The 24,661-nt window shown below is 70.0% G+C and carries 25 protein-coding genes, 5 tRNA genes and 1 pseudogene; 20 read left to right on the top strand and 11 right to left on the bottom strand.

Going from position 1 to position 24,661, the window contains the following annotated elements:
* Positions 1-123: 123 nt before the first annotated feature.
* The 4 genes from OG623_RS09005 to OG623_RS08990 all read right to left on the bottom strand — a co-directional run bounded on the left by OG623_RS09005 (position 124) and on the right by OG623_RS08990 (position 5,469).
* Entirely contained in the window at positions 124-705 is a 582-nt protein-coding gene (locus OG623_RS09005; protein WP_015611636.1) for an ATP/GTP-binding protein, read from the bottom strand.
* On the bottom strand, positions 686-1,093 hold the full coding sequence (locus OG623_RS09000; protein ID WP_003966010.1) for a DUF742 domain-containing protein: 408 nt from the start codon (positions 1,091-1,093) through the stop codon (positions 686-688). Before OG623_RS09000 ends, OG623_RS09005 begins: the two co-directional genes overlap by 20 nt.
* A gap of 134 nt (positions 1,094-1,227) precedes the next feature.
* Positions 1,228-1,641: a roadblock/LC7 domain-containing protein gene (locus OG623_RS08995; RefSeq protein ID WP_006127850.1), complete on the bottom strand. Its 414-nt coding sequence runs from the start codon at positions 1,639-1,641 to the stop codon at positions 1,228-1,230.
* Positions 1,642-1,650: 9 nt separating this feature from the next.
* A complete protein-coding gene (locus OG623_RS08990) occupies positions 1,651-5,469 on the bottom strand; it encodes a nitrate- and nitrite sensing domain-containing protein (protein ID WP_406145721.1) in 3,819 nt (1,272 codons plus the stop codon).
* Between the two features lie 608 nt (positions 5,470-6,077).
* Between OG623_RS08990 and OG623_RS08985 the strand changes: the two genes are divergently transcribed.
* From OG623_RS08985 to OG623_RS08945, 9 genes are all read left to right on the top strand, one after another.
* Positions 6,078-6,260, top strand: coding sequence for a hypothetical protein (locus OG623_RS08985; protein ID WP_406145720.1), 183 nt, complete (start codon positions 6,078-6,080; stop codon positions 6,258-6,260).
* 103 nt (positions 6,261-6,363) lie between these two features.
* Entirely contained in the window at positions 6,364-7,140 is a 777-nt protein-coding gene (locus OG623_RS08980; RefSeq protein WP_406145719.1) for a fumarylacetoacetate hydrolase family protein, read from the top strand.
* Entirely contained in the window at positions 7,133-8,605 is a 1,473-nt protein-coding gene (gene gltX / locus OG623_RS08975; RefSeq protein ID WP_406145718.1) for a glutamate--tRNA ligase, read from the top strand. The genes OG623_RS08980 and gltX overlap by 8 nt, the downstream gene beginning before the upstream one ends.
* An 86-nt stretch (positions 8,606-8,691) precedes the next feature.
* Positions 8,692-9,411 (top strand): HAD family hydrolase, encoded by a 720-nt coding sequence (locus OG623_RS08970; protein ID WP_406145717.1) that lies wholly within the window; start codon positions 8,692-8,694, stop codon positions 9,409-9,411.
* A gap of 85 nt (positions 9,412-9,496) precedes the next feature.
* A tRNA-Gln gene (locus OG623_RS08965) sits at positions 9,497-9,568 on the top strand.
* A gap of 19 nt (positions 9,569-9,587) precedes the next feature.
* A tRNA-Glu gene (locus OG623_RS08960) sits at positions 9,588-9,660 on the top strand.
* Positions 9,661-9,741: 81 nt separating this feature from the next.
* A tRNA-Glu gene (locus OG623_RS08955) sits at positions 9,742-9,814 on the top strand.
* A gap of 12 nt (positions 9,815-9,826) precedes the next feature.
* A tRNA-Gln gene (locus tag OG623_RS08950) sits at positions 9,827-9,898 on the top strand.
* 19 nt (positions 9,899-9,917) lie between these two features.
* Positions 9,918-9,990 (top strand) — tRNA-Glu (locus OG623_RS08945).
* A gap of 67 nt (positions 9,991-10,057) precedes the next feature.
* On the opposite strand, the gene OG623_RS08940 is transcribed toward OG623_RS08945, so the two are convergent.
* Positions 10,058-10,702 carry a MerR family transcriptional regulator gene (locus tag OG623_RS08940; protein ID WP_406145716.1) on the bottom strand — a complete coding sequence of 215 codons (645 nt, stop codon included), beginning with the start codon at positions 10,700-10,702 and terminating at the stop codon, positions 10,058-10,060.
* A 110-nt stretch (positions 10,703-10,812) separates the two neighbouring features.
* On the opposite strand from OG623_RS08940, the pseudogene OG623_RS08935 reads away from it, so the two are divergent.
* A pseudogene (locus OG623_RS08935) lies at positions 10,813-11,307 on the top strand (DUF4188 domain-containing protein); the annotation flags it as partial.
* 159 nt (positions 11,308-11,466) lie between these two features.
* Here the strand turns inward: OG623_RS08935 and ndgR are convergent.
* Positions 11,467-12,183 carry an IclR family transcriptional regulator NdgR gene (gene ndgR / locus OG623_RS08930; RefSeq protein WP_024490257.1) on the bottom strand — a complete coding sequence of 239 codons (717 nt, stop codon included), beginning with the start codon at positions 12,181-12,183 and terminating at the stop codon, positions 11,467-11,469.
* A 173-nt stretch (positions 12,184-12,356) separates the two neighbouring features.
* On the opposite strand from ndgR, the gene leuC reads away from it, so the two are divergent.
* The 4 genes from leuC (at position 12,357) to OG623_RS08910 (ending at position 15,502) form a co-directional block, all read left to right on the top strand.
* Positions 12,357-13,781 (top strand): 3-isopropylmalate dehydratase large subunit, encoded by a 1,425-nt coding sequence (gene leuC, locus OG623_RS08925; RefSeq protein ID WP_406145715.1) that lies wholly within the window; start codon positions 12,357-12,359, stop codon positions 13,779-13,781.
* 5 nt (positions 13,782-13,786) lie between these two features.
* The gene (gene leuD / locus OG623_RS08920; protein ID WP_406145714.1) at positions 13,787-14,380 is read left to right on the top strand and encodes a 3-isopropylmalate dehydratase small subunit; all 594 of its coding nucleotides are present in this window, start codon (positions 13,787-13,789) and stop codon (positions 14,378-14,380) included.
* A gap of 104 nt (positions 14,381-14,484) precedes the next feature.
* Positions 14,485-14,712 carry a hypothetical protein gene (locus tag OG623_RS08915; protein ID WP_362891256.1) on the top strand — a complete coding sequence of 76 codons (228 nt, stop codon included), beginning with the start codon at positions 14,485-14,487 and terminating at the stop codon, positions 14,710-14,712.
* Between the two features lie 142 nt (positions 14,713-14,854).
* The gene (locus OG623_RS08910; protein WP_362891258.1) at positions 14,855-15,502 is read left to right on the top strand and encodes an HU family DNA-binding protein; all 648 of its coding nucleotides are present in this window, start codon (positions 14,855-14,857) and stop codon (positions 15,500-15,502) included.
* Positions 15,503-15,583: 81 nt separating this feature from the next.
* On the opposite strand, the gene OG623_RS08905 is transcribed toward OG623_RS08910, so the two are convergent.
* Positions 15,584-15,787 (bottom strand): hypothetical protein, encoded by a 204-nt coding sequence (locus OG623_RS08905; RefSeq protein ID WP_147959669.1) that lies wholly within the window; start codon positions 15,785-15,787, stop codon positions 15,584-15,586.
* A 10-nt stretch (positions 15,788-15,797) separates the two neighbouring features.
* Positions 15,798-16,481, bottom strand: coding sequence for a 2-phospho-L-lactate guanylyltransferase (gene cofC / locus OG623_RS08900; RefSeq protein ID WP_406145713.1), 684 nt, complete (start codon positions 16,479-16,481; stop codon positions 15,798-15,800).
* A 150-nt stretch (positions 16,482-16,631) separates the two neighbouring features.
* Between cofC and OG623_RS08895 the strand changes: the two genes are divergently transcribed.
* The 3 genes from OG623_RS08895 to OG623_RS08885 are packed head-to-tail and all read left to right on the top strand — an operon-like array spanning position 16,632 to position 19,610.
* Positions 16,632-17,384 (top strand): lysophospholipid acyltransferase family protein, encoded by a 753-nt coding sequence (locus OG623_RS08895; protein WP_406145712.1) that lies wholly within the window; start codon positions 16,632-16,634, stop codon positions 17,382-17,384.
* Positions 17,381-18,391, top strand: a complete 1,011-nt coding sequence (locus OG623_RS08890; protein ID WP_406145711.1) for an NAD(P)H-dependent glycerol-3-phosphate dehydrogenase — start codon at positions 17,381-17,383, stop codon at positions 18,389-18,391. The genes OG623_RS08895 and OG623_RS08890 overlap by 4 nt, the downstream gene beginning before the upstream one ends.
* A gap of 34 nt (positions 18,392-18,425) precedes the next feature.
* Positions 18,426-19,610 (top strand): D-alanine--D-alanine ligase family protein, encoded by a 1,185-nt coding sequence (locus OG623_RS08885; protein WP_406145710.1) that lies wholly within the window; start codon positions 18,426-18,428, stop codon positions 19,608-19,610.
* Positions 19,611-19,666: 56 nt separating this feature from the next.
* On the opposite strand, the gene OG623_RS08880 is transcribed toward OG623_RS08885, so the two are convergent.
* Together OG623_RS08880 and OG623_RS08875 are read right to left on the bottom strand one after the other, a co-directional pair.
* Complete coding sequence (locus OG623_RS08880) at positions 19,667-20,155, bottom strand: DUF3515 domain-containing protein (RefSeq protein WP_406145709.1); 489 nt, start codon at positions 20,153-20,155, stop codon at positions 19,667-19,669.
* 20 nt (positions 20,156-20,175) lie between these two features.
* Positions 20,176-20,409, bottom strand: a complete 234-nt coding sequence (locus tag OG623_RS08875) for an Lrp/AsnC family transcriptional regulator (protein ID WP_104789405.1) — start codon at positions 20,407-20,409, stop codon at positions 20,176-20,178.
* Positions 20,410-20,661: 252 nt separating this feature from the next.
* On the opposite strand from OG623_RS08875, the gene OG623_RS08870 reads away from it, so the two are divergent.
* Positions 20,662-21,633 (top strand): thiamine-phosphate kinase, encoded by a 972-nt coding sequence (locus tag OG623_RS08870; protein ID WP_406145708.1) that lies wholly within the window; start codon positions 20,662-20,664, stop codon positions 21,631-21,633.
* 38 nt (positions 21,634-21,671) lie between these two features.
* A complete protein-coding gene (thiD, locus tag OG623_RS08865; protein ID WP_406145707.1) occupies positions 21,672-22,481 on the top strand; it encodes a bifunctional hydroxymethylpyrimidine kinase/phosphomethylpyrimidine kinase in 810 nt (269 codons plus the stop codon).
* An 86-nt stretch (positions 22,482-22,567) separates the two neighbouring features.
* On the opposite strand, the gene rpmB is transcribed toward thiD, so the two are convergent.
* Positions 22,568-22,753, bottom strand: coding sequence for a 50S ribosomal protein L28 (gene rpmB / locus OG623_RS08860; protein WP_003965989.1), 186 nt, complete (start codon positions 22,751-22,753; stop codon positions 22,568-22,570).
* Between the two features lie 256 nt (positions 22,754-23,009).
* Between rpmB and OG623_RS08855 the strand changes: the two genes are divergently transcribed.
* Complete coding sequence (locus OG623_RS08855; protein ID WP_406145706.1) at positions 23,010-24,632, top strand: DAK2 domain-containing protein; 1,623 nt, start codon at positions 23,010-23,012, stop codon at positions 24,630-24,632.
* Positions 24,633-24,661 lie beyond the last annotated feature (29 nt).

Raw genomic sequence — 24,661 nt, 5'->3', positions numbered from 1 at the left:
GGGTATCGATGCGCCTTCAATTCTCTTTCGAAACGTTATGAACGCGGGGACGGATCGTGTCGGACGACACAGACCGCCCCCGCGTGACTACAACAACTTCCGTAGATCGCTACCGACTTACGGCTACTTCAGCCGGGCCATGAGTGCGTGCTCGACCAGGGTGATCAGGCCGCTCTTGGCGTCGGCGCGGTGCCGTGCGTCCGTCGTGATGATCGGGGCGTCGGGCCCGATCTGGAGTGCTTCGCGTACTTCGTCCGGTGTGTAGGGCTGGTGTCCGTCGAAGCCGTTGAGGGCGATGACGAAGGGGAGGCCGCTGTTCTCGAAGTAGTCGACGGCGGGGAAGCAGTCGGCGAGGCGGCGGGTGTCGACGAGGACGACGGCGCCGATGGCGCCGCGGACCAGGTCGTCCCACATGAACCAGAAGCGGTCCTGTCCGGGGGTGCCGAACAGGTAGAGGATCAGGTCCTGGTCCAGGGTGATGCGTCCGAAGTCCATGGCCACCGTGGTGGTGGTCTTGTCCCCGGTGTGTGTCAGGTCGTCGATGCCCGCGGACGCGGACGTCATCACGGCTTCGGTGCGCAGCGGATTGATCTCCGAAACGGCACCGACAAACGTGGTCTTACCGACGCCGAAGCCTCCTGCCACCACGATCTTCGCCGAAGTGGTGGCGCGGGCCGTACCGCCACTAGAGCTTGCGAAGTCCACTGAGCACCCTTTCGAGCAGTGTCACATCCGGCGCGCCGCCGGCCTCTCCGTTGCCCGGCTGGTGGATGGCCACCATGCCGGCTTCCGCCAGGTCCGCCACGAGGATCCTGGCCACGCCCAGGGGCATGGACAGCAGGGCCGAGACCTCGGCCACCGACTTGACCTCGCGGCACAGGTGGCAGATCCGCTGGTGCTCGGGGAGCAGCGTCCCGAGGTGGGCGGGGTCCGCTGTGGTGCTGACCAGTGCCTCTATCGCGAGCTGATAGCGCGGCCGGGTCCTGCCGCCGGTCATGGCGTAGGGACGGACCAACGGCTGGTCGCCTTCACCGTCGTACGACGCGTGATGCAGTGCGCCGTACGGATCGGGTGAGGCGGGTGGCGGGGTCATAAATCCTCCGGGCGTGACAGCAGGGTGTCGGCTTGCCGTCTGAAGGTGGCCGGTAAGGGGCTGTGTCGGCCGGACGGGTGAGGGTTTTGAGTAGTACCTGGGGGGATCGCGTCAAGTGTCTGCCGCATGGCCGTCTAGTGCAGCAGACTTCCTTGTAGTTCGGCACGGAGGTCAGGGGTGAGGACGGTCCCCGCACGGTCGACGAGGAGTGCCATCTCGTACCCGACCAGACCGATGTCCGCGTCCGGGTGGGCAAGGACGGCGAGTGACGAACCGTCGGAGATGGACATGAGGAAGAGGAAACCTCTCTCCATCTCCACAACCGTCTGGCTCACGGCGCCGCCTTCGAAGATCCGTGAGGCTCCCGCTGTGAGCGACGTCAGACCGGAGGCGACAGCCGCCAGCTGATCGGCGCGGTCGCGCGGGAAACCTTCGGACATCGCCAGCAGCAGGCCATCCGCTGAGACCACCACCGTGTGGGACACCCCTGGGGTGTTGTCCACGAAGTTGGTGATCAGCCAGTTCAGATTCTGCGCGGCCTGACTCATGGGGCTCAACTAACGCTCCTGCTGGTGAGTGGGGCCGAGTTGGAAACTGCCGGTAGACGAGCCTGTGTTGGCCTGTCGTCCCTGCTGGATGCCCCGGCGGAGATTGGTCAGACGGCCGCGTACGTCATCCGGCGCACGCGAAACCTGAGGTCCGGACTGATGATTCTGCTGCTGAGCAGTGCCCGGCACCAAATTGGCACGTGGGACACGGCGGGGCAGTCCGGAAGTCGTGATACCGCCGGCGGCGGGCTTCTTCGCCCGTTCCGCCTGGCGTACGAGGTCGTCGTTGGGTGAGGCGCGCCAGGAACTGGTGACGCCGGTGTCGGCCGCACCACGCCTGGGCATGGGCGGCGGAGGTATGTCGGCGGGCTGGGGAGCGGCCGGCGCCGGCGGCTCCGCGGCGGGCGGCTGCTGGCCACCCTGCTGCGGTCCGTGGAACCAGTTCGTCTCCAGCGTGTCGTACAGCGGTGTACGTCCGTCACCGGGACCGGCCGGCGGCAGCGGTGCGCCGAAGTCGGCGTTGTCGTCGCGGCGCGGTTCGGGAGCCTGCGAGCGCTGCTGGTTGCCGAAGGCGTCGTCCTGCGGCGGGCGCTGCCCACCGAAGCCGTCGTCCTGCGGGCGCTGCTGGTTGCCGAAGGCGTCGTCCTGCGGGCGCTGGTTGCCGAAGCCCTGGTCGCCCTGCGGGGCCGGGGCGCGGAAGCCCTGGTCCTGCTGCGGCGGGTTGCCGAAGCCCTGGTCCTGCCGGGGCTGGTCACCGAAGAACTGGTCGCCCTGTGACATCGGGGCGTTGAAGTCCGGGCGGGCGAACTGCGCGGTGCTCGCCGGGTCCTGTGCCTGCGGTGCCTGCGGTGCGGAGTAGTCGGGACGGGCGAACTCCGAGGTGGAGCCGGGGCCCTGGCGGTCGTCCATCGGCGGACGCTGGTTCGGCGGGCTGAACTGCTGGTTCGGCGCCGAGGTGCCGGGCCGGGCGAACCGACCGGTGTCGTGCTCCTCGTGACCACGCGGGGAGTCCGGCTGCGTACGCCGGGGAGCACCCTGCTCCTCGACACCCCAGCTCGTGCTCTGCGGACGCTGGGGCTGCGGGTTGCCGCCGGGCAGCTCGGCCCTGGGTCCGCCCACGGGCGGCAGCTGGCGGCCGGGGCCACCGGGTGCGCCGGGACCACCGGGACCACCGGAACCGCCGGGCTGCTGCGGGCCGCCCTGGCCGAGCTGTGCCTGCTGGGGCTGCGGAGTCTGCCGTGAGGGCGGTCCGGAGTGGCCGAAGAGGTTGGGCCGGCCCGAGTCCGCACCGCCCGAGGGGTCCTGCGGGGGGCGTGCGCCGGGGCGGGCACCACCGGCGAAGGCACCGGCGAGGCCGCCGCCCTGACGCGGCGGAGGAGCGTCCTGGCCGCCACGGGTGGGCAGCCCGGGGTTCTGCCGGCCGGGCCCCTGGCCCTGCTGCGGTCCGACATCGCGCGAGGGCAGCGCGGCCCGGGGGGACGAACCCGCACCCACCTGGCCACGCGGGGCGCCCGATGCAAGACCCTTGGCGGGAGCCTGCGCGGGGCCTGCGAGTCCGGGACGCTGACCGCCGCCTGCGGGAGCACCCGCACCGGCGAGGAGCCCACCGGGAGCACCGGCCTGCGGGCCCTGCTTCGAGGGCTGCTGCTGCTTGCCGCCGTGCGCGACCTCCATGGGCAGCATGACCAGCGCGGTCGTGCCGCCGGAGTCGGAGGGCCGCAGCTGGATACGGATGCCGTGACGCAGGGACAGCCGGCCGACCACGAACAGACCCATGCGGCGGGAGACCGAGACGTCCACGGTGGGCGGCGACGCGAGCCGCTCGTTGATCGCGGCCAGATCCTCGGGGGAGAGACCGATACCCGTGTCGTGGATCTCGACGAGCACACGGCCGTCGGGCAGCGCGTGACCCGTGACCCGGACCTTCGTCTGCGGCGAGGAGAACGACGTGGCGTTCTCCAGCAGCTCGGCGAGCAGGTGCACGAGGTCGTTGACGACGCGTCCCGCGACCTCGGTGGCGGGCACGGCGGCCAGTTCGATGCGCTCGTACTGCTCCACCTCGGAGGCGGCGGCACGGAGCACGTCGACCAGCGGCACGGGCCGGGTCCACCGGCGGCCGGGCTCCTCACCCGCGAGGACGAGGAGGTTCTCACCGTTACGGCGCATACGGGTCGCGAGGTGGTCGAGCTTGAAGAGCGAGGACAGCTGGTCCGGGTCGGCCTCGCGGGACTCCAGTTCGGAGATGAGCGAGAGCTGGCGCTGGATCAGACCCTGGCTGCGGCGCGAGAGGTTGGTGAACATCGCGTTGACGTTGCCTCGCAGCAGCGCCTGCTCGGCGGCCAGTCGGACCGCCTCACGGTGCACGTCGTCGAAGGCCGCGGCCACCTGGCCGATCTCGTCCCTGGAGTGCACACCGACCGACTCGACGGAGGTGTCGACGTCCTGCGGGTCCGTCTCGGAGAGCTGCTTGACGAGCTCGGGCAGCCGGTCCTGGGCGACCCGGGTCGCGGTCTCCTGGAGCCGCCGCAGCGAGCGGATCATGGACCGGGCCACGACGAAGGCGCCGACCAGCGACACCCCGAGGACGATCAGGATCATCGCACCGTTGAGGATCGCCTCGCGCTGCGACTCCTCCTTGAGCTCGCGGGCCTTGCTCTCCATCTCACCGAGGAGCGTCTCCTCGATGGTCTTCATGGCCTGGATCTTGGTCGAGCTCTGGTCGTACCAGTCCATGTACGTGCGGGCCTTGCCGGCGCCCTCCATGCCCAGCGGGCTGTCGAGCACCTTCTTGGCGTACATGTCGGCGGCGGTGATCTCGGGATTGCCGCTGTCCAGCGGTGCCAGCAGCTCGGTGGAGCTCCTCCCGGTGGACTCGTAGGTCGTCTCGAAGGTCTTGAGGGTCGAGCTCGCCTTGCTGAGCGCGTTGCGCCCGTACGCCTGGTCGTTGTCGTTCAGGTGCGTCTCGTTGCTGTCGCCGCCCGGCAGTGCCGCGGCGATGATGGCGCGCTCGACGGAGGCGTACTCCTTCGAGGACGAGAAGGCGGCCAGCGCACGCGTCCGCTTGATCATCTCCGGGTTGCTGGTGGCCTGCGCCATGTCCTGCGAAAGGCTCAGCAGCGAGGTGATCAGCTGGCTGTACTGGTCGATCGTGTTGAGACTCGGGCTCTCGCCCGCGTACGCGTCCTTACGGATGCTGGTGATGGCGCCCAGCTGGTTGCCGATCTGGCTGACGCTCGAGTGGATGCTGTCCAGAGCGGCGTCGCCGGGAGTGTTGCCGATCTGGTCGGTCGCCTCGAAGAAGGCGTCCCTGGCGCGGTCGGTGCGCTCCCGGGGCTGGGTGACCTTGTAGTCGGTGGCCTTCACGCCGTTGGACAGCGGGCCCGCCGACTTGTCGCGCTCGTCCTGGAGCGCGGTGGCGAGCGCGGTCGCCTTCTTGGTCATCTGGCTGAGCAGCTGCATGTGCTCCAGCTGGGCCATGTCGTTCATGGACTCGTTGATCCGCAGCCCGCCCAGTGTGGTCGCCGCGACCACGGGGAGGGCGAGCAGGGAGACCAGACGCGTACTGATGCGCCAGTTGCGCAGTGCGATGCGCGAGCCCGCGGTGGTGGGGCCGGCCGGCTTGAGGGGCGGTGTGGTGTCCTCGCCGCCGGAGCCCGCCGTCGTGCCGCCGGTGCTCGACGTCCCGGGGCGCTGCGCGCGGTCGCCGCCGTCACCCGCCGCGCCGGGATTCTGGGCGTGCTGGGTCGAGGAACCGCGGTCGTTTCCGCCGCGCGGTTCCTGATCCGCCGGAGTTTCCCCTCGGCCCTGGCGGGGCTGGGGCGACCCCATGCCATCCCTCTTGAAACGTCCCTGCACTAGCGTCGCAACCTCTGGACCAGGCGTCCCCCCGCGCATGGCGCGACGGGACGGTGTCGGCGTCGTGGGGCACTGGACGCGCCCCATGGTGGTCGTGAGTGACCGGCGTACTTCCCCCTCCCGCCGCCACTCGGCGCTGCGTTGCGCCCCTGCGCGTTGGGCCTGAAACCCGCGGCGGTGCGTGGAATTCCAGCACAGTGGAGGATCTCCAACAAGGCCCGCGTACCGGGCTGTGACCTGGATGACACGGTGTGATGGCTCTGTAACAAGGCGTGGAGCGTGTTCACGGTCAAAGTGGGCGATTACGGGTGAGTTCCGCGCGGGGGCCGGGTGTCCCAGACGCCATGATCGGGAGCGGAATGGTGGATTCAGCCCCGTATTGTCTGCTTTGTATCCCATGGTCAACTGCCTGCAATGGGCGTTTTGTCGTCAACTGCGTGAGCAAACTCACATCATGATCGCGGTCTTGTTCCGGCCGGGGCGGGGAATCGGATGTTTAGCCTGGCGCTTTACAGGGATAGCGAATCCGACAACCGGCGCACCTCAGGGCAGCGCCCCAGCGGCAAGGACGCAGACGGCAGATGAAGACGACGACGACGTTCCGCAACATCGCCAACCCCCGGCGCACCACGCTCGCGCACCTCGACGACGCGGGAGCACTGGAGACGCCGGAGCAGCAGGAGCACAGCGTCGACCTGCCCAACCGGACCGCCAACCCGCGCCGCACCATCCTCATGGAAGCCCCGGCCACCCCCGTGGCGTGACGCGCTGCGAGCCCCTCTCGCCGCGCGGGCGTCCCGCCCGGCGAGGCGCTAGCCTGGAGCGTCAGTCTTCAGCCAGCCAGCAAGTGAGGGGCGACAGCATCCCGTGCGCATCGCCAGGTTCTCCATCGACGGCAATGTCGCCTTCGGCGCGGTCGAGGGCGACAGCCCCGACAGCCTCGTGCTCGACATCATCAAGGGCATCCCGTACAGCGACTTCGAGCTCTCCGGGACCAAGGTCCCGCTGAAGAAGGTACGGCTGCTGCCGCCGGTGCTTCCCAACAAGGTCGTGGCCATCGGCCGCAACTACGCGGAACACGCCGCCGAGTTGGGCAACGATGTCCCGGATGTGCCCGTCGCCTTCTTCAAGCCCACCACCTCGGTGATCGGCTCCGGCGACGCCATCGAGTACCCCTCCTTCTCCGAGGAGCTGCACCACGAGGCCGAGCTGGCCGTGGTGATCGGCCGCATGTGCCGGGAGGTCCCGCGCGAGCGCGTCAAGGACGTCATCTTCGGCTACACCTGCGCCAACGACGTCACGGCGCGTGACGCCCAGCGGCGCGAGAGCCAGTGGGCCCGGGCGAAGGGCTTCGACACCTCCTGCCCGCTCGGCCCCTGGGTGGAGACCGACGTCGACCCCGGTAACCTGGCCATCCAGGCCACGGTCAACGGCGAACAACGCCAGCTCGGCCGGACGGGCGACATGATCCGCTCCGTCGAGGACCTGGTCGTCCACATCACGGAAGCCATGACGCTGCTGCCGGGCGATGTGATCCTCACCGGAACCCCCGCAGGGGTCGGACCCCTGAACGTCGGCGACGAGGTCGCCGTCACCATCGAAGGCATCGGCACTCTCACCAACAAGGTGATCAAGCGTGGTTAACGGCTCGGTCCGTGTACGTTTCTGTCCCTCCCCGACCGGCAACCCCCACGTGGGCCTGGTCAGGACAGCCCTCTTCAACTGGGCCTTCGCCCGGCACCACCAGGGCACCCTGGTCTTCCGTATCGAGGACACCGACGCCGCCCGTGACTCCGAGGAGTCCTACGAGCAACTGCTCGACTCGATGCGCTGGCTCGGCCTCGACTGGGACGAGGGCCCCGAGGTCGGCGGGCCGCACGCCCCGTACCGCCAGTCGCAGCGGATGGACCTCTACAAGGACGTGGCCCACAAGCTCCTGGACGCCGGACACGCCTACCCCTGCTACTGCACCACCGAGGAGCTCGACGCCCGCCGCGACGCCGCCCGAGCGGCCGGCAAGCCCTCGGGCTACGACGGCCACTGCCGCGACCTGAGCGCCGAGCAGAAGGCGGCGTACGAGGCCGAGGGCCGCACCTCGATCGTCCGCTTCCGGATGCCCGACGAGGCGATCACCTTCACCGACCTGGTCCGCGGAGACATCACGGTCCAGCCGGAGAACGTCCCGGACTACGGCATCGTCCGTGCCAACGGTGCTCCCCTCTACACACTCGTCAACCCGGTCGACGACGCCCTGATGGAGATCACCCACGTCCTGCGCGGCGAGGACCTGCTCTCCTCCACTCCGCGGCAGATCGCCCTCTACCGGGCGCTCACCGAGCTGGGCATCGCCAAGGACACCCCGGCCTTCGGCCACCTCCCGTACGTGATGGGGGAGGGCAACAAGAAGCTCTCCAAGCGCGACCCGCAGGCCTCGCTCAACCTCTACCGCGAGCGTGGCTTCCTGCCCGAGGGGCTGCTCAACTACCTCTCGCTGCTCGGCTGGTCGATCGCCGAGGACCGCGACATCTTCGGCCGCGACGAGCTGGTGGCCGCGTTCGACATCGGCGACGTCAACGCCAACCCGGCCCGCTTCGACCTGAAGAAGGCCGAGCACATCAACGCCGAGCACCTGCGCATGCTCGATGTGAAGACCTTCACCGAGGCGTGCGGCCCCTGGCTGAAGGCACCCTTCGCCCCCTGGGCGCCCGAGGCCTTCGACGCGGAGCAGTTCGCCGAGATCGCCCCGCACGCCCAGACCCGTGTGACGGTTCTCTCGGACATCACGGCCAACGTCGACTTCCTCTTCCTGGACGAGCCGGTCGAGGACGAGGCGTCCTGGAACAAGGCCATGAAGGCGGGGTCCGACGCCCTCCTGGTCACGGCCCGTGCCGAGCTGACCGCCGCCGAGTGGAACGCCGAGGCGCTCAAGACGGCCGTCCTCACCGCCGGTGAGAAGCACGGCCTGAAGCTCGGCAAGGCGCAGGCCCCGGTCCGTGTCGCCGTCACCGGCCGGACGATCGGTCTGCCGCTCTTCGAGTCCCTGGAGATCCTGGGCCGCGAGAAGACGATCGCCCGCATCGACGCCGCGCTGGCGAAGCTCGCCGCGTAGGGAGCGTTCCGTACGACGGGGTGGCCGCCCGAGCAGGGGCGGTCACCCCGTCGGCATGAGGCGGATGTGCCGGTAATCTGGCCGGCATGCCGATCCGAGCGGTTCTCTGGGACATCGACGACACGCTCTTCGACTACTCCGGAGCCGACCGTGTCGGCATGCACCGGCATCTGGCTGGCGAGGGCCTGCCCGAGGGGTACGACTCCGTCACCCACGCCCTCGATGTGTGGAAAGCGGTCACCGACGCGCAGTGGGCGCGGTTCGCAGCCGGGGAGCTCGACTTCCAGGGGCAGCGACGCGAGCGTGTACGCGCGTTCCTGGGGCGGCGGCTGAGCGACGCCGAGGCCGACGAGTGGTTCGGCAGGCACGTCGCGCACTACGAGGCCGCGTGGGCGCTCTTCCCGGACGCCGCGCCCGTCCTGGACCTGCTGGCCGGGAGCTTCCGGCAGGCGGTCCTGTCGAACTCCACCATCCACAACCAGGACCGCAAGCTGCGGACACTGGGTGTGCGGGACCACTTCGAGGCCGTGGTGTGCGCCGTGGAGATAGGGGTCGCCAAGCCCGCTGCGGCGGCCTTCCACGCCGCCTGCGAGGCCCTGGCCATCGCTCCGCACGAGGTGGCGTACGTCGGCAACGAGCCCGACATCGACGCCGCGGGTGCGGTGGCCGCCGGACTTACTGGGATCTGGCTGGACCGTACCGGGCAGGGCGGGCGTCCCGAGCTCGTGCGGATCATGGGTCTTGACGAGCTTCCCGGCCTGCTGGCGGGCGATACCCGTTTTGGAGCGCCGGACACCTTCAGGTAATGTTCTTCCTGCGCCGCCCGAGCGGGCCGAAAGATCCGGCCGGGAAGCGCAGACAGAAATAGAGCCCCCAGGGGTTGTGTTTCAGTGGGCTATGGTGTAATTGGCAACACTACGGTTTCTGGTACCGTCATTCTAGGTTCGAGTCCTGGTAGCCCAGCGCAAGACCGAAGTAACAAGCCCCCGTTGTGTAGCGGCCTAGCACGCTGCCCTCTCACGGCAGTAGCGCCGGTTCGAATCCGGTCGGGGGTACAGATCCATCCCGCGAGAACGGGGTCGCACCCACTTTCTCGCGGTGACAACACCCGGTTATCGCCGGGTGGGATCGCCAGGGCCCCCGTTGTGTAGCGGCCTAGCACGCTGCCCTCTCACGGCAGTAGCGCCGGTTCGAATCCGGTCGGGGGTACTTGTCACACCATGGGCTATGGTGTAATCGGCAACACTACGGTTTCTGGTACCGTCATTCTAGGTTCGAGTCCTGGTAGCCCAGCGCAAGACCGAAGTAACAAGCCCCCGTTGTGTAGCGGCCTAGCACGCTGCCCTCTCACGGCAGTAGCGCCGGTTCGAATCCGGTCGGGGGTACAACACAGTAGTAGCGAAAGGCCCTTCACCTCGGTGGAGGGCCTTTCGCATGGGTCCTCGTGGGCTCTCATTCGATCCCGTACCGCTGTACGGATTCCTCCGCCTGGGCGAGTCTGCGCAGCGACGCCAGTAGCGGCTCGTACAGCACGGCCGATGCCACAGCGGCCTCCACCTGCTCGTCCTCCGTGGGGAACTCCTCCAGCGCGTCCAGATCCTGCACGGCCACCTTGCGCATGAGGCGGGCCTGTTGGGCGAGATACCTCGTGTCGCAGGGGTAGCCGAGACGGACGAGCGTGGCCAGCGAGGCGACCAAGGAGCGGTGTGCGGGCGAGAGTTCGCCGAGCTCCAGGGCCGTCGTCCAGCCCAGTTCCGTGAAGAGCCGGGCGACTTCGGCGCGCGCGGTGGCGGTCTCCGGGGCGTCCTCGTCGGGCTCGGGGCCGTGCGGCAGCGCCCAGAGGGAGGCGCCCAGTCTGATCGTGCGGCCCAGCGACGCGTCGTCGACATGTGTCAGCACCTCGCGGGCCGTCGCCACCGGCAGACGCCCGACCTGGAGGAGCGCCCGCACCAGACGCAGTCGGCGCAGATGGCCCTCGTCGTAGTCGGCCTGTGTCGCGGTGACCCGGGCGCCGGCGGGAAGCAGCCTCTCGCGCAGGTAGTACTTGATCGTCGCGGTGGAGACACCGCTCTGCTCGCTGAGTTCCGACAGCCGCATCCTCTGTGCCTTCCCTTGCGCCGCCCCGTTGGGCGGTGCCACTATCCCACCATTGGATAGTTGAGCTATCCAATCCTGAGTGCTCCGACCTGCGACGAGGGCGGTACTCCATGTTCGCGAAGATCAATCCAGGCAGGACGACCGCGGCGGCGGAGGGTGATGCCGTCGTCCTGCTGATCGGGATGCGCATCAACCACTTCTGGGGTGTGCACCACTGGCTGCCCGTCTTCGCGGCGATGCCGCGGATGCTGCGGGAGTTGGGCAAGGACCCGGACCGTGGACTGCTCGGGTACACCCTGCTGTCCGGCTCACCCCGGACGTACTACGTGGTCCAGTACTGGGAGTCGAAGGAGAAGCTGTACGCCTACGCCGCCGCTCCCGACATGTTCCACCGCAGGGCCTGGGCGATGATGAACCGCAAGGAGAAGAAGTCCCGGCAGCATGTGGGGCTGTGGCACGAGAGCTACGTCGTGCCCGAGGGTTCGTACGAATCGATCTACGCCGATATGCCGGCCTACGGCCTTGCGGCGGCGACGGGTGTGCTGCCGATCGAGAAGAGGGGACGCGGGGCGGCGGACCGCTTCGCGCACCGCTCGTCCGGGAAGGGGACACCTGAGGGTTCCGGGGAGTCGGCACCGGAAGAAGGGGGCCGCCACGGCGTTGGGGCGGCCTCGGGGGAGGGAGCAGCGGGGCGGTGAGCCGACTTCGGGCGGCTGCGGGCGCCGTTCCGTGCGGTACGGGGGTGAACCCGTGCGGTGCGGGGTTCAGCCCGTGCGGCGCAGGGCCTCGCTCAGCCGCGCTGCCGAGTCGATGATGGCCTGGGCGTGCATCCTGCCGGGGTGGCGGGTGAGGCGCTCGATCGGCCCGGACACGGACACCGCGGCGACCACCCGGTTCGACGGCCCGCGGACCGGGGCCGAGACGGAGGCCACGCCGGGCTCGCGCTCGCCGATCGACTGGGCCCAGCCCCGTCGGCGTACGCCGGAGAGTGCCGTGGCGGTGAAGCGGGCCCCTTGCAGGCCCCGGTGCAGGCGCTCCGGTTCCTCCCAGGCCATCAGGATCTGCGCGGAGGAGCCGGCCTTCATCGTGAGCGTCGAGCCGACCGGTACGGTGTCCCGCAGTCCGGACAGCCGCTCCGCCGCCGCCACGCAGATCCGCATGTCGCCCTGCCGGCGGTAGAGCTGCGCGCTCTCGCCGGTGATGTCGCGCAGATGCGTGAGTACGGGTCCGGCCGTCGCCAGGAGCCGGTCCTCGCCGGCCGCGGCGGCGAGCTCCGAGAGCCGGGGACCGAGAATGAACCGGCCCTGCATATCCCTTGCCACCATGCGGTGGTGTTCGAGTGCCACGGCCAGTCGATGTGCCGTGGGCCGTGCGAGCCCTGTCGCTGCGACCAGCCCGGCGAGGGTGGCCGGACCGGACTCCAGGGCGCTCAATACCAGAGCTGCCTTGTCGAGAACGCCGACGCCGCTAGAGTTGTCCATACGACGATACTCGCGTCTCACTCTGTGAAACGCAAGTTCAATTTTCCACGGAAGTTGCGAACCTGTACGTGCGGCCCCGCAACGGCCCGCAGCCACCGCCCCGCTCGGGGGTCCGGACGGCGGCACCCGAATCTCTAGTTGGGCCGGCGAGGATGCCGGCCGGAGGGAAAGCGATGGGTAGGACACTCGCGGAGAAGGTCTGGGACGACCATGTCGTCCGGCGCGCCGATGGCGAGCCCGACCTTCTCTTCATCGATCTGCACCTGCTGCACGAGGTGACCAGCCCGCAGGCGTTCGACGGTCTGCGCCAGGCCGGCCGGCCGGTGCGGCGACTCGACCTCACCATCGCCACCGAGGACCACAACACCCCGACCCTCGACATCGACAAGCCGATCGCCGACCCGGTCTCCCGCGCCCAGCTGGAGACCCTGCGCAAGAACTGCGCGGAGTTCGGCGTCCGGCTGCACCCGCTGGGAGATGTCGAGCAGGGCGTCGTGCACGTGGTCGGCCCGCAGCTCGGCCTGACCCAGCCCGGCGCCACGGTGGTCTGCGGTGACTCCCACACCTCCACCCACGGCGCCTTCGGTGCGCTGGCCTTCGGCATCGGCACCAGCCAGGTCGAGCACGTCCTGGCCACCCAGACCCTGCCGATGGCCCGCCCCAGGACGATGGCGATCACGGTCGAGGGTGAACTCCCCGACAGCGTGACCGCCAAGGACCTCATCCTGGCCATCATCGCCCGGATCGGCACCGGCGGCGGCCAGGGCTACATCATCGAGTACCGCGGCTCCGCCATCGAGAAGCTCTCGATGGAGGCCCGGATGACCATCTGCAACATGTCGATCGAGGCCGGCGCCCGCGCGGGCATGATCGCCCCCGACGAGACCACCTTCGCTTATCTGCGGGGCCGTGACCACGCCCCCCGTGGCGAGGACTGGGACGCGGCGGTGGAGTACTGGAAGACGCTGCGCACCGACGACGACGCCGTCTTCGACGCCGAGGTGGTCATCGACGGCGCCGCACTCGCGCCGTTCGTCACCTGGGGCACCAACCCCGGCCAGGGCGCGCCCCTGTCGGCCGATGTCCCCGACCCCGCTTCGTACGAGGACGCCTCGGAGCGCCACGCCGCCGAAAAGGCCCTGGAGTACATGGGGTTGACCGCGGGACAGCCGCTGCGCGAGATCAGCGTGGACACCGTGTTCGTAGGTTCCTGCACCAACGGCCGCATCGAGGATCTGCGCAACGCCGCCACGATCATCGGCGGCCGCAAAGTCGCCGACGGCGTACGGATGCTGGTCGTCCCCGGCTCCGTACGGGTCGCCCTGCAGGCTGTCGAGGAGGGCCTGGACAAGGTCTTCACCGCGGCGGGTGCCGAATGGCGGCACGCGGGCTGCTCGATGTGCCTCGGCATGAACCCCGACCAGCTGGCCCCCGGCGAGCGCTCCGCCTCCACCTCGAACCGGAACTTCGAGGGCAGGCAGGGCAAGGGTGGCCGCACCCACCTGGTCTCCCCGCAGGTCGCCGCCGCCACCGCGGTGCTGGGCCATCTGGCCTCGCCCGCCGATCTGTCCGACGTCCGTACGCCCGCCGGAGTCTGAGAGTCATGGAAGCATTCACCGCACACACCGGCCGGGCCGTCCCGCTGCGCCGCAGCAACGTCGACACCGACCAGATCATCCCCGCGCACTGGCTGAAGAAGGTCACCCGCGACGGCTTCGAGGACGGGCTCTTCGAGGCCTGGCGCAAGGACGAGAACTTCGTCCTCAACCGCCCCGAGCGCAAGGGCGCCTCGGTGCTGGTCGCCGGACCCGACTTCGGCACCGGCTCCTCGCGTGAGCACGCGGTCTGGGCCCTCCAGAACTTCGGCTTCAAGGCCGTCATCTCGCCCCGTTTCGCCGACATCTTCCGCGGCAACTCCCTGAAGAACGGTCTGTTGACCGTGGTGCTCGACCAGGAGGTCGTCGACCGGCTCTGGGAGCTCACCGAGGCCGACCCCACGGCCGAGGTGACCGTCGATCTGGAGAAGCGCCAGGTTCTCGCGGAGGGAATCACGGCCGACTTCGAGCTCGACGAGAACGCCCGCTGGCGACTGCTGAACGGGCTGGACGACATCAGTCTCACTCTTCAGAACGAAGCGGACATTGTGACTTATGAGGCGGCCAGGCCGTCTCACAAGCCCCGTACAATTGACGCCTGAGCAGCGCTTTTCCCGAACTGCGCCCCCTGCCATCCGGCAGGGGGCGCAGTCGCTTGTTGAGACCCCCTCGGGCGACAACTCGCCCCAGATGGCACAATCGGTGCATGGAACGCGACAGCCAACTCGAGCTCTATGGCCAAGTCGCCGACCGATTGAAAGAAGCACACGCAAAGGTGCGCGCGCTGCAAGTCCCGGAGAGCGTACGGATGGCGCTCTCCCGGAAGCTGCTGGTCGTCACGGCCGCGGCTAAGCACGATCTCCCGGGCGCGGCAAGGCGTCTGGACCGGTTGATGAAGGACCTCGACGAGGGCCGATTCCCCGAAGGTGACTGACTCTGTGGACGGCGCAGCGGTCGACTTCGTTGCGGCACTAGGGTGATTAGCCCGTTTCGTGTTTGATTTGCGGTATATATCTGCCTAACGTGCGAAAAAGCCTGAACAGTTTCGTTCCGGCAATGTCTCCGAAGGGGAAGACGTGAACAAGGCGCAGCTCGTAGAAGCGATTGCCGACAAGGTCGGCGGCCGTCAGCAGGCCGCAGACGCTGTCGACGTGGTACTCGACGCGATCGTCCGTGCGGTCGTCGCGGGAGACCGTGTCTCGGTCACGGGCTTCGGCTCGTTCGAGAAGGTCGACCGCCCCGCCCGTTACGCCCGCAACCCGCAGACGGGCGAGCGGGTGCGGGTCAAGAAGACCTCCGTGCCGCGTTTCCGCGCGGGACAGGGCTTCAAGGACCTGGTGAGCGGCTCCAAGAAGCTCCCCAAGAACGACGTGGCCGTGAAGAAGGCCCCCAAGGGCAGCCTCTCGGGCGGTTCTTCCACCCGTACGACGGCGAAGGCGGCAGCGAAGAAGGCCACCGCGAAGAAGGCCACGGCGCGCAAGACCACGGCGGCCGCGAAGAAGGCGACCCCCGCGAAGAAGACCACGGCCAAGAAGACCACCGCCACGGCCAAGAAGACCACGGCGGCGGCGAAGAAGTCGGCCCCGGCGAAGAAGACGGCCACCAAGAAGACCGTCGCCGCCAAGACGGCGCCCGCCAAGAAGACCACGGCGAAGAAGGCGCCCGCGAAGAAGACCACGGCACGCAAGACCACCGCCAAGAAGGTCACCGCACGCAAGAAGTGAGACCGGGCACCGCTCGCTCTCATACACGCGCCGGGCCGGGCTCCCCTCGGGGAGCCCGGCCCGCGGGCTGTTCGGGGCTGCTCAGAGCGTCTGCAGCGTCACCAGCGTGATCCGCAGCGAGGCACCCTCGCCCTCGGTCTCGATCCGCACCCGCTGCCCCGGACGCAGCAGCCTCAGCCCACCCGCGTCGAACGCGGGCGCGTCGAAGTCCACCGGGGTGCCGTCGTCGAGGAGCACACTGCCGGTGCGGGTCTCGGAGTCGTACGTGAACGAGGTCGCCTGCATGAGCGGCAGCCTATCGGTCCACGACAGGGGCCACCGGGGCCGTCAGCGCGGCGGTGAACCGCCCCACCCCCAGCACCAGCGCGGCCCTCAGATCGACGCCCGTGTCCACGTCCCCGCGGACCGAAGCGATGTCGGGCAGCGAGACCTCCACGGCGCCGGACGCCAGATGCCGCGCCCGCGACGCCCCGCCGAAGGCCGGACGCAATTCGGCCCCCGGTGTCGCGGAAAGAAATGTGGTGCCGATTCCCTGTGCGTCGGGGACAAAAGCGCGGGGAAAAGCGGCAGAGAATTCGAGCACCCGAGCCAATTCGTCCGGACGCAGCGCGGGCAGATCCGCGTTGAGCACGGCCACCGCAGCACCCCCGCGCCGTGCCCGCACGGCACGCGCGCCGTGCTCCATCGCGGCGTCGAGCCCGGCCGCCGGGGTGTCGGCCACGGTCCGCGCCCCGAGCGCGGCCAGCGCGGCCCCGGCCACCGGGTCGTCCGTGACTACCACCACATCGCGCACGGCGGGACAGGCCAGCGCCGCCGACACGGTGTCCTGTGCGAACGCCAGCGCCAGGCGCGGACGGAGAGCCCCGCCCACCGCCCGGCCCAGCCTGCTCTTGGCCCGTGCGAGCGGTTTCAGCGGGACGACCAGGGACCAGGGGCCGGTCGGGTCGGTGTTCGTGGCGATCTCCCCCTCCGTACGCATCAGCCCTTATTCTCGCCTGCCGGTACGACAACCCGGAGGTCCGCCCCCACCGGCGAGGCGTACGGTGTTCTCCACACAGCAGGGGCCCAGGGGCGGGGCAGCACCGTCCCGAGCCCCGCAGCAGATCGGTTCCTAGAGAAAGGCCCCCGAGTGCCCCGCCGCAGAATCGGCTTCTGGTACCGCCTGGCGGCGGTGATCGCAAAACCGCCCCTGGTGGTTCTGTTCAAGCGGGACTGGCGGGGAATGGAACACATTCCGGCCGACGGCGGATTCATCACCGCGGTCAATCACAACTCGTATCTGGACCCACTGTCCTACGGGCATTTCCAGTACAACACCGGACGCGTGCCGAGGCTGCTCGCCAAGGCCGGACTGTTCAGGACGCCGTTCGTCGGAATGATCCTCCGGGGTACGGGGCAGATCCCCGTCTACCGCGAGACGACCAACGCGCTCGATGCCTTCCGCGCCGCCGTCGACGCCATCGAGCGGGGCGAGTGTGTCGCCTTCTATCCCGAGGGCACGCTCACCCGCGACCCCGACATGTGGCCGATGGCCGGCAAGACCGGCGCCGCCCGGGTCGCGCTGATGACCAAGGTCCCGGTCATCCCCGTCGCCCAGTGGGGCGCCAACCTCGCGATGCCGCCCTACGCCAAGGAGAAGAAGTTCCGGCTGTTCCCCCGCAAGACCCTGCGGGTGCAGGCCGGTCCGCCGGTCGACCTCTCCGGCTACTACGGCCTCGAACCGACGCCCGACGTCCTGCGCAGGGCGACCGAGACCATCATGGCCGCGGTCACCGCCCAGCTGGAGGAGGTACGCGGTGAGAAGGCCCCCGCGGAGCCTTACGATCACCGCAAGGCCCGCGCTGAACAGCGGCGCAAGGCAGAGGGAAAGGGAACCACGTGACGCACCCCGCGAAGGTGGCCGTCTTCGGAACCGGCTCATGGGGTACGGCGTTCGCCATGATCCTCGCCGACGCCGGCTGCGAGGTCACCCTCTGGGCCCGTCGCGCCGAGGTGGCCGAGGCCGTCAACACCACCCGCACCAACCCGGGGTACCTGCCGGGCGTCGAACTCCCCGACTCGGTCCGTGCCACGACCGACCCCGCCGAGGCGCTGCGCGGCGCCGACTTCGCCGTCCTCGTGGTGCCCTCGCAGACCCTGCGCGCCAACCTCGCGGACTGGGCGAGGCATCTGGAGCCCGGCACGGTGCTCGTCTCCCTGATGAAGGGCGTCGAACTCGGCACCGCGAAGCGGATGAGTGAGGTCATCGAGGACGTCACCGGGGTCACCAGGGACCGTATCGCTGTCATCACGGGGCCCAACCTTGCCAAGGAGATCGCCGAACGCCGTCCCGCCGCGGGCGTCGTCGCCTGCTCGGACGAGGACGTCGCCCGGCGCCTCCAGGCCGCCTGCCACACCCCGTACTTCCGGCCGTACACCAACACCGACGTGGTCGGCTGCGAGCTCGGCGGCGCCGTGAAGAACGTCATCGGCCTCGCCGTGGGCATCGCCGACGGCATGGGCCTCGGTGACAACGCGAAGGGCTCCCTCATCACCCGCGGCCTCGCCGAGACCACCCGGCTGGGACTCGCCATGGGCGCCGACCCGCTGACCTTCTCCGGACTGGCCGGCCTCGGGGACCTGGTGGCGACCTGCTCGTCGCCGCTCTCGCGCAACCACACCTTCGGCACCAACCTCGGGCGGGGGATGACGCTCCAGGAGACCGTCGCCGTCACCAGCCAGACGGCGGAGGGCGTCAAGTCCTGCGAATCGGTGCTCGATCTGGCACGCAGGCACGGGGTCGACATGCCCATCACCGAGACCGTCTTCGGCATCGTCCACGAGGGCAAGCAGCCGATGGTGGCGCTCAAGGAGCTGATGTCGCGCAGCGCCAAGCCCGAGCGACGCTGACTCGAGCCCTACCAGCAGGTACGCTCGTCGCGATATGAGCAGCCAGAACCTCCCCCAGAGCCCTGAGAGCCCCCTGAGCTCCGAGCGGAGCTCCGAACCGGGCCGCAAGCCGCGTGTGGCCGTCGTGTTCGGCGGCCGTAGCTCCGAGCACGGCATCTCGGTCGTCACGGCCGGTGCCATCATGAGCGCCATCGACCGGACGAAGTACGACGTCCTGCCGATCGGCATCACCAGGGACGGGCGTTGGGCCCTCACGTCCGACGACCCGGCCCGCATGGCCATCACGGACCGGCGGGTCCCCGACGTGGAGCAGCTGGCCGACTCGGCGCAGGGCGCCGTGACGCTGTCCGTCGACCCGGGCAACCGTGACGTCGTGGTGAGCGAACCCGGTTCGGTGCCCACGGTCCTGGGCGAGGTCGACGTCGTCTTCCCCATGCTGCACGGCCCCTACGGCGAGGACGGCACGCTCCAGGGGCTCCTGGAGCTCTCCGGTGTGCCCTACGTCGGCGCGGGTGTGCTGTCCTCGGCCGTCGGCCAGGACAAGGAGTACATGAAGCGGGTGTTCACCTCCTTCGGGCTGCCGGTCGGCCCGTACGAGGTCGTCCGCCCCCGGGAGTGGGAGTCGGACCGGCCGGCCGCCCGCAAGCGCATCATGGAGTTCGCCGCCGAACACGGCTGGCCGCTCTTCGTGAAGCCCGCCCGTGGTGGATCGTCGATGGGCATCACCAAGGTCGACGACGCCTCCGGGCTCGACGAGGCGATCTGGGAGGCCCGCAGGCACGACCCCAAGTTCCTCGTGGAGTCCCTGCTGAGCGGCCGGGAGATCGAGTGCGGCGTGCTGGAGTTCGAGGACGGACCGCGCGCCAGCGTGCCCGCGGAGATCCCGCCCGTCACCGCCCACGACTTCTACGACTTCGAGGCCAAGTACATCGACTCGGCGGCGGGACTGGTGCCCGCGCCGCTCACCGACGAGCAGACCGCCGAGGTGCGCAGGCTCGCCGTCGAGGCGTTCGAGGCGGCCTCCTGCGAGGGCCTCGTACGCGCGGACTTCTTCCTCACCGAGGACGGCTCCTTCGTCATCAACGAGATCAACACCATGCCGGGCTTCACACCGATCTCCATGTTCCCCCGCATGTGGCAGGCGAGCGGGGTGGAGTACCCGGAGCTGGTGGACCGGCTGATCACGGCCGCGCTGAACCGCTCCACCGGCCTGCGCTGACCTCTGCCGGCGGCTGTCCCGCGCGGGGGCAGCCCGCGGAGGCCGTCCGCGGTCCCTCAGACGCTGTCCGGGACCGTCTTCTTCACGGGTGCGGCGAACGCCGACAACGGGGTGATGTCATGGGCGTAGTCCGTCCCGAGCGTCACCTCGACATACGCCTTGCGGTAGGTGGTCGTGAACCTGGGCCCCGCGTCGTCGGACTGCTCCAGCAGCCAGTTGACGCCGTCCGCGTCGACGGCCTTCGACTGGGAATCGTCCATCCTCGCGGGCCGGGGGACACCGCAGCGCAGTACGATCGCCCCGTTCCCCCAGCCGGCGGTCAGGTCCGAATCCGGTGAGGGGTCACTCCGTTCCAGATCGTCGACGGTCTCCGGCAGCTCCTCGTGCAGTTTCCCGCAGTACCCGGCTGCCTCGGACGACGGCGTGGGAACCGCCACCGAGGGCTGCGAACCACCGGCGGAACAGCCCGCCACGGCCAGGAGGCCCAGGGCGGCGGACGGAGCGAGCAGACGGGATCGGGGGGACCGGCGGGCGATGTGAGTCACCGGACCAGCGTAGAGGGGGGTCAGAGGTGGACGACCGGGCAGGTCAGGGTACGCGTGATGCCGTCCACCTGCTGGACCTTGGCGACCACCATCCGGCCGAGCGCGTCCACGGTGTCGGCCTGCGCGCGCACCACCACGTCGTAGGGGCCTGTGACGTCCTCTGCCTGGATCACTCCCGGGAGCTTCGCGATGGTCTCGGCGACGGTCGACGCCTTGCCCACCTCGGTCTGGATAAGGATGTACGCCTGTACCACGGAACCTCCAGGGCGGCCACGAGGATCATGTGGGGGAAAGGGACGCCACGTTATCGCGTCGCGCGGGGCCGATGGGAGACCTACGGGCCGGTTGACGCCCTCAGCGTGGCGTACGCACCACAGAAGTTGACGTATCTCTTGACGGTACCGACAGCGGTTGGGGCTCGCGACCGCAAGCCCACCGGTGCCGGCCGCCGACCGCTGAAGCAGCCCGGACAGGTGTCCGGTGCGATAGATGAGAGGTGAGACTCGGTGAAGGGAACCGTGGGCGAGTTGGGGGAGTTCGGGCTCATCAGAGAGCTCACCTCCCGGCTCACCACCACTCCGGCGGTACGGCTGGGACCCGGCGACGACGCCGCGGTCGTGGCCGCTCCCGACCGCAGGGTCGTGGCCAGTACGGACATCCTGCTGGAGGGCCGGCACTTCCGCCGCGACTGGTCGACGGCGTACGACGTCGGCCGTAAGGCCGCCGCCCAGAATCTCGCCGACATCGCGGCCATGGGCGCCGTGCCCACGGCGCTGCTGCTCGGCCTCGTCGTACCGGCGGACCTGCCGGTCACCTGGGCCGCCGAGCTGATGGACGGACTGCGCGACGAGTGCCAGGTCGCCGGGGCCGCGGTGGTCGGGGGTGACGTCGTCGGCGGCGACACCATCACCGTCTCGATCACCGCACTCGGCGACCTGCGCAACCACGAGCCCGTCACCCGGTCAGGAGCACGGCCCGGCGACGTCGTGGCCGTCACCGGATGGCTCGGCTGGTCCGCGGCCGGATTCGCCGTGCTCTCCCGGGGGTTCCGCTCACCGCGCGCCTTCGTCGAGGCGCACCGGCGCCCCGAGCCGCCCTACCACGCGGGCCCCGCGGCGGCCGGGCTCGGCGCCACGGCCATGACCGACGTCAGCGACGGACTCGTCGCCGACCTCGGGCACATCGCCGAGGCCAGCAAGGTCCGTATCGACCTGCGCTCCGGGCTGATCGACATCCCCTCGCAGATGTCCGACATCGGGCAGGCCGTCGGGGTCGACCCGCTCCAGTGGGTGCTGACCGGGGGAGAGGACCACGCGATCGTGGCGACGTTCCCCACCGACGTGAAGCTCCCCGCCCGCTGGAAGGTCATCGGAGAGGTGCTCAACCCTTCCGCGCTGCCCCAGGTGACCGTCGACGGGGCGCCCTGGACGAGCAAGGGCGGCTGGGACCATTTCGGATCCATCGAGGACGCCCAGTAGATTCGGATCCTTCGGGCGGGCCCAGTAGATTCCGGGGTATGAGCGCACCCGCCCCGATACCGCCCCGTGTCCTCACCGTCGCCGGATCCGACTCCGGCGGCGGTGCGGGCATCCAGGCCGACCTGAAGACGATGCTCGCCCTCGGCACCCACGGAATGAGCGTGCTGACCGCGGTGACCGCCCAGAACTCGTTGGGCGTGCAGGGCGCCTGGGACCTGCCGGCGGACGCCGTACGCGCCCAGTACCGCAGCGTCGTCGACGACATCGGCGTCCAGGCGGTGAAGACCGGCATGCTGTCGTCGGCCCTGCTCGTCGACACCGTCGCCGAACTGCTCGCGGGGACCGGCGCACCCGTCGTCGTCGACCCGGTCGGGGTCTCCAAGCACGGGGACGCACTGCTCGCCGCCGAGGCCCTCGACTCCGTACGCACGCAGCTGCTGCCCGTCGCCACGGTCGCCACCCCGAATCTCGACGAGGTGGCACAGCTCACGGGCATCACCGTCACCGACGAGGCGGGGATGCGCCGGGCCGCCGCCGGGATCCTCGACCACGGACCGCGCTGGGCGCTGATCAAGGGCGGTCATCTGCCCGGCGAGGCCGTGGACCTGCTGACGGACGGCTCCGATGAGCACTGGCTGCGCGCCCCGAGGCTGGACAACCGGCACACCCACGGCACGGGCTGCACCCTGGCCTCCGCCATCGCCTGCGGACTCGCCCGCGGCCAGGACGTCCCGGCCGCCGTGCGGGGCGCGAAGGAGTACGTCACCGGCGCCATCCGGGGCGGCTTCGCGCTGGGAGGCGGGATCGGCCCCGTCGACCACGGCTGGCAGGCGCGCACCGGGCGCTGAGCCCCCGGCGGAGCACAGCAAAAAGCCGGTCCACCGAGGTGGACCGGCTTTTTGGGCAACCGGAAGGCTGCGCTACGACGGGAACGTCAGCGCGCGACCTTGCCGGCCTTGATGCACGAGGTGCAGACGTTGAGCCGCTTCGGCGTCCGACCGACCACTGCACGCACGCGCTGGATGTTGGGATTCCAGCGACGGGACGTACGGCGGTGCGAGTGCGAAATGCTGTTGCCGAAGCTCGGCCCCTTGCCGCAAACGTCGCAGTTGGCAGCCACGGGTCACTCCAAAGACTTCAGATGCACTTACAGTGAATTCCGGCGCGCCGGAATCATTTTACTGAAGTGGCGGTACCGGAGGAATGGCCCGACTTTCATCGGGCAACCGAAGCAGCATACAACGGCTGCGTCGGAGATACGAAACTACCACGGCTCCCCGTGCACTCCGTCCCGCACCTGCACCGTCCCGGCCCGCACACGAGGGCTACCCTGCGGTGCAGCCAGCCCCCCACGGCCGCCCCAAGGAGGACCAACGGTGCCGCAGAGCCCCGACGATCTCGACGCCGTCGCGGTGCGCACCTGGTGCTCACTGGCCCTGGAGGCCCTGGGACGTGAGCGTGCGGCCATCGACGCCATCAACGTCTATCCCGTCGCCGACGGGGACACCGGCACCAACCTCTACCTCACCGTCGAGTCCGCTGCCGCGGCCGTCGAAGCGGTCTTCGCCGCCCATGAGACCGGCACCACCGTGCCCGCGCACGCCGACGCCGTGCGGGCCATGGCCCACGGCGCGCTGATCGGCGCCCGGGGCAACTCGGGGACCATCCTGGCCCAGCTGCTGCGCGGCATGGCCGCGGTGCTCTCCGACTCGGGCGACGCCCCCCACCTGCGAACCGCGCTGGCCGATGCGGCCGAGGCGGCCAGGCTGGCCGTCGCCCACCCCGTCGAGGGCACGGTGCTCACCGTCGCCACCGCGGCCGCCGAAGCGGCCGGGACCACGGACGAGGGCGCGAGCCTCGTGGCCGTGGCCGACGCGGCGTACGAAGGCGCACGCGCGGCCCTGGCGGCGACCCCGGGCCAGCTCGCCGTCCTCGGGCGGGCCGGCGTCGTCGACGCGGGCGGCCAGGGGCTGGTCGCCGTGCTGGGCGCCCTGCTGGAAGCGGTCGGCGGGCGCGTCCCGGAGCGCGCGGTCCGCCCCGCCCCCGACGTCCTGCCCCTGACCGGCGACTGCGCGGACCCCGGCCGGAGCAGCGGTCCCGCCTTCGAGGTCATCTATCTGCTGGAGGCCCGCGACGACGCGGTGGCCCGGCTGCGCAGCCGGCTGGACGCCCTGGGGGACTCCCTGGTCGTGGTCGGCGGCGACGGCCTGTGGAACGTCCACGTCCATGTCGACGACGCGGGGGCGGCCGTCGAGGCCGGGGTCGAGGCGGGCCGGCCCTACCGGATCCGCATCACCCACTTCGCCGCCGACCGGGGCTCGGCCCCCCGTGAGCCCGCACAGCGTGCGGTCGTCGTGGTCGTACCGGGCGACGGGCTCTCCGGCCTGTGCGCCGAGGCCGGGGCGACCACCGTGCTGGCGCGCCCCGGAGAGCCGCCCGCCAGCGGCGAACTCGTCGACGCCATCCGCCGGGCCCACGCCCGCGAGGTGGTCCTCCTGCCGAACGACGCGGCGCTGCGTCACACCGCAGCCGCGGCCGCCGAACAGGCCAGGGGCGAAGGCATCCGCGTCGCCCTGGTCCCCACCCGCGCCGCGGTCCAGGGCATCGCCGCGCTCGCCGTCCACGAGCCCGGCCGCAGCTTCGACGAGGACGTCGTCGCGATGACCTCGGCGGCCGGCGCCACCCGATACGCCGAACTCGCCGTCGCCGAGCGGCAGTCGTGGACCATGGCGGGCATCTGCCAGGCCGGTGACATCCTCGGCCTGATCGACGGGGACGTCGCCGTCATCGGTGAGGACGTACCCGCCACCGCCCGTACCGTCCTGGACCGGATGCTGTCGGCCGGCGGCGAACTCGTCACCCTGGTCCTCGGCGAGGACGTGTCCGATGCCCTGGCCGACGAGCTGAGCGCCCATGTCAGGGAGGGCTACCTCGCCGTCGACACGGTCGTCTACCGGGGCGGCCACCAGACGGCACCCCTGCTGATCGGCGTCGAGTGACGCGGTGTCCCGCGACATCTGTCAGTGGC

Source organism: Streptomyces sp. NBC_01012 (assembly GCF_045162755.1).
Taxonomy (GTDB): Bacteria; Actinomycetota; Actinomycetes; order Streptomycetales; family Streptomycetaceae; genus Streptomyces.
This window is presented reverse-complemented; position numbering and strand designations above follow the sequence as displayed.

Coding starts and splice junctions, on each gene's coding strand:
- OG623_RS09000 (WP_003966010.1), bottom strand. CDS start 1,093: ATGACCCCGCCACCCGCCTCACCCGATCCGTACGGCGCACTGCATCAC.
- OG623_RS08995 (WP_006127850.1), bottom strand. CDS start 1,641: ATGAGTCAGGCCGCGCAGAATCTGAACTGGCTGATCACCAACTTCGTG.
- OG623_RS08990 (WP_406145721.1), bottom strand. CDS start 5,469: ATGGGGTCGCCCCAGCCCCGCCAGGGCCGAGGGGAAACTCCGGCGGAT.
- OG623_RS08985 (WP_406145720.1), top strand. CDS start 6,078: ATGAAGACGACGACGACGTTCCGCAACATCGCCAACCCCCGGCGCACC.
- OG623_RS08970 (WP_406145717.1), top strand. CDS start 8,692: ATGCCGATCCGAGCGGTTCTCTGGGACATCGACGACACGCTCTTCGAC.
- OG623_RS08940 (WP_406145716.1), bottom strand. CDS start 10,702: ATGCGGCTGTCGGAACTCAGCGAGCAGAGCGGTGTCTCCACCGCGACG.
- ndgR (WP_024490257.1), bottom strand. CDS start 12,183: ATGGACAACTCTAGCGGCGTCGGCGTTCTCGACAAGGCAGCTCTGGTA.
- leuC (WP_406145715.1), top strand. CDS start 12,357: ATGGGTAGGACACTCGCGGAGAAGGTCTGGGACGACCATGTCGTCCGG.
- leuD (WP_406145714.1), top strand. CDS start 13,787: ATGGAAGCATTCACCGCACACACCGGCCGGGCCGTCCCGCTGCGCCGC.
- OG623_RS08915 (WP_362891256.1), top strand. CDS start 14,485: ATGGAACGCGACAGCCAACTCGAGCTCTATGGCCAAGTCGCCGACCGA.
- OG623_RS08905 (WP_147959669.1), bottom strand. CDS start 15,787: ATGCAGGCGACCTCGTTCACGTACGACTCCGAGACCCGCACCGGCAGT.
- cofC (WP_406145713.1), bottom strand. CDS start 16,481: ATGCGTACGGAGGGGGAGATCGCCACGAACACCGACCCGACCGGCCCC.
- OG623_RS08885 (WP_406145710.1), top strand. CDS start 18,426: ATGAGCAGCCAGAACCTCCCCCAGAGCCCTGAGAGCCCCCTGAGCTCC.
- thiD (WP_406145707.1), top strand. CDS start 21,672: ATGAGCGCACCCGCCCCGATACCGCCCCGTGTCCTCACCGTCGCCGGA.